We start from the raw sequence: 2,618 nt of genomic DNA, 5'->3' as shown, positions 1-2,618 counted from the left end.
GGCAAGGTGTCGACCAACGCCGGCGGCTGACCGCCGACCCCGGCGGTCAGCGAGGTCTTCACCGCCTCGCGGGCGGCGGCCGCGTCGGTCACGGGCAGATCCCGGGTTCCGGCCATCAGCTCCGCCGGTGCGGTGCCCCAGGCGAACTCGCCGGCGGCGCCCTTGGCCGCGATCGCCGGGGCCTGGGCGAGGGTGCGCTCGGCGGTGTGCGTGCGGAAGGCCCGGTCCAGGGCGTCCATCGTCCGCCGATCGACGGTGCCGGTCTCGGCCAGCAGGGGGTTCGCGCGTTGGAATGCCCGGACCGCGGTGGCCGTCGCCAGGCCGTAGGTCCCGGACACGTCGGTCGTGGCCAGGTGCCCCAGATCGGCGAGCGCCTGCTGCAGCTTGGTGACCGACGGGCCGCGATCGCCGGTCATCAGTGTCGTGTGACCCTTGTTCACCTGTTCCAGCAGGTAGTCGCCCTTCAACCGGTTCGCGCCGACGGTTTCCCGGCCCTCGGCGACCGTCATCCCGGCGTCGGCGAGTTCGCGGTGCTCGCGGTCGATCAGCAGGCGCACGTCCCTGATCGCCGCGACCTTCCGCGTCTCGTCCTGATTCAGCTCGGCCGGCGACTTGCGGGCGATGTCGTGGTGCCGCTCCCAGGCGGCCAGCAGGGCCGGCAGCCGGCCGAGGGTGGCCGCCCGCTCGGCGAACTGGTCGTCCCGCAGTGCGGCGTACTGGCGCAGGGCCTGGAGAATCGCGTCCCAGGGCGTCGAGCCGAGGCCGAGCAGGCCCCAGCCCGACTTGAGCCCGGCGGCGCCGGTGGTCGCGAAATCCGCGGGCGATCGCCGGATGACGGCCGCACCCATCGGGTTCGCCGCCGGCCCGACCAGTCCCGGCAACGCCACCGGGTGCGGCCGGTCCACCGCCGGCGGGGCCGGCGCGGCGGTCGGGACGGCCGGCGGGGCGGGGTCACCCCGCCCCGCCCGCCTCGGCGGGATGTGGGCCAGGGGTGCCGACACGACCGATCCCTCCTGACGACTCAGGGACCCTGATGATGGCCCCGAAGCCGCGTCCTGGCAATCATCCGGACGCCGGCCGTACCGGCGGCCTCAGTGGCCGCGGACCACCCATTCGTCCAGGTGCGGCGCCTCGGCGCCGATGGTGGTGTCGTCACCGTGCCCGGTGTGCACCACGGTCTCCGGCGGCAGGGTCAGCAGCCCGTGCTTGATCGAGTCGATGATCGTCGGGAAGTCCGAGAACGACCGGCCGGTCGCGCCCGGGCCACCCTGGAACAGGGTGTCCCCGGTGAACACGCACCCCAGGGCCGGCACGGACAGGCAGACCGACCCGGGGGAGTGCCCCGGGGTGTGCCGCACGTGCACCTCGATCCCGGCGACGGCGATCGTCTGGCCGTCGGTCAGGTCGGCGTCGGGGTAGCGCTCCGGGTGGGTCATCCCCCACAGCGGCGCGTCCGCCGGATGCATTAGCACCGGCGCCCCGGTCCATTCCGCCACGGTCGGCGCCTGGCCGATGTGATCGTCGTGCCCGTGGGTGCACACCACCGCCACCACCCGCCGGTTGTGCAGGCGGGACAGGATGGCGTCCGCGTCGTGGGCCGGGTCGATGACGATCAGTTCGTCGTCGTCCCCGACCAGCCAGACGTTGTTGTCGACGTCCCACGTGCCCCCGTCGAGGCTGAACGTGCCCGAGGTGACGATGCGTTCGACCCGCGCGCCCGTCATACGGCGACCCCGAGGCCGGGATACAGCGGGTGCGCGTTGGCCAGCGCGGTGACCCGGGCCCGCAGCGCCTTCTGCACCGCCGGATCCAGGTCGCCGACCGGCGCGACCAGGGCCGCGGCGATGATGTCGGCGACCTCGACGAAGTCGGCCGCACCGAAACCGCGGGTGGCCAGCGCCGGGGTGCCGATGCGCAGGCCGGAGGTCACCATCGGCGGCCGCGGGTCGAACGGCACGGCGGTCCGGTTCACCGTGATCCCGATCGAGTGCAGCCGATCCTCGGCGGCCTGCCCGTCGAGGTCGGAATCGCGCAGGTCGACCAGCACCAGGTGCACGTCGGTGCCGCCGGTCAGCACCTTGACCCCGGCCTCGGCGACGTCGGACTGGACCAGCCGCTCGGCCAGCAGCCGGGCCCCGAGCAGCGTCCGCTCGGCCCGCTCGGTGAACGAGGGATCGGCCGCCATCTTGAAGGCCACCGCCTTGGCCGCGATGACGTGCTCCAGCGGGCCGCCCTGCTGGCCGGGGAAGACCGCCGAGTTGATCTTCTTGGCGATCGCCGCGTCGTTGGACAGGATGACGCCGCCGCGCGGACCGCCCAGGGTCTTGTGGGTCGTCGTGGTGGTGACGTGGGCGTGCGGCACCGGGTTCGGATGCAGGCCGGTCGCGACCAGCCCGGCGAAATGCGCCATGTCGACCATCAGCAGCGCGCCGACCTCGTCGGCGATCTCCCGGAACCGCACGAAGTCCAGGTGCCGCGGGTAGGCCGACCAGCCGGCGATGATCAGCTGCGGCCGGTGCTGCCGGGCCAGCTTGCCGACCTCGTCCATGTCGATGCGGTAGTCCTCCTTGGACACCTCGTACGCGGCGACGTTGTAGAGCAGGCCGGAGAAGTTGATC

General features: G+C 73.2%; 3 protein-coding genes. All 3 read right to left on the bottom strand.

Annotation, left to right across the window (positions count from 1 at the left end; all coding sequences use genetic code 11):
- Positions 1-1,001, bottom strand: a 1,001-nt coding sequence (locus ACOJUF_RS26175; protein ID WP_420124733.1) for a peptidoglycan-binding domain-containing protein, incomplete at its 3' end; no start/stop codon positions are given.
- Positions 1,002-1,091: 90 nt separating this feature from the next.
- The gene (locus ACOJUF_RS26170; RefSeq protein WP_420124732.1) at positions 1,092-1,724 is read right to left on the bottom strand and encodes an MBL fold metallo-hydrolase; all 633 of its coding nucleotides are present in this window, start codon (positions 1,722-1,724) and stop codon (positions 1,092-1,094) included.
- Positions 1,721-2,618: serine hydroxymethyltransferase (locus tag ACOJUF_RS26165; protein WP_420124731.1), on the bottom strand; the 898-nt coding region annotated here is incomplete at its 5' end. The genes ACOJUF_RS26170 and ACOJUF_RS26165, both read right to left, overlap by 4 nt.

This window comes from Nakamurella sp., from assembly GCF_048594475.1.
Classification (GTDB): domain Bacteria; phylum Actinomycetota; class Actinomycetes; order Mycobacteriales; family Nakamurellaceae; genus Nakamurella.
The sequence above is the reverse complement of the archived record's forward strand: the minus strand, read 5'-3'. Positions and strand labels throughout refer to the sequence as shown.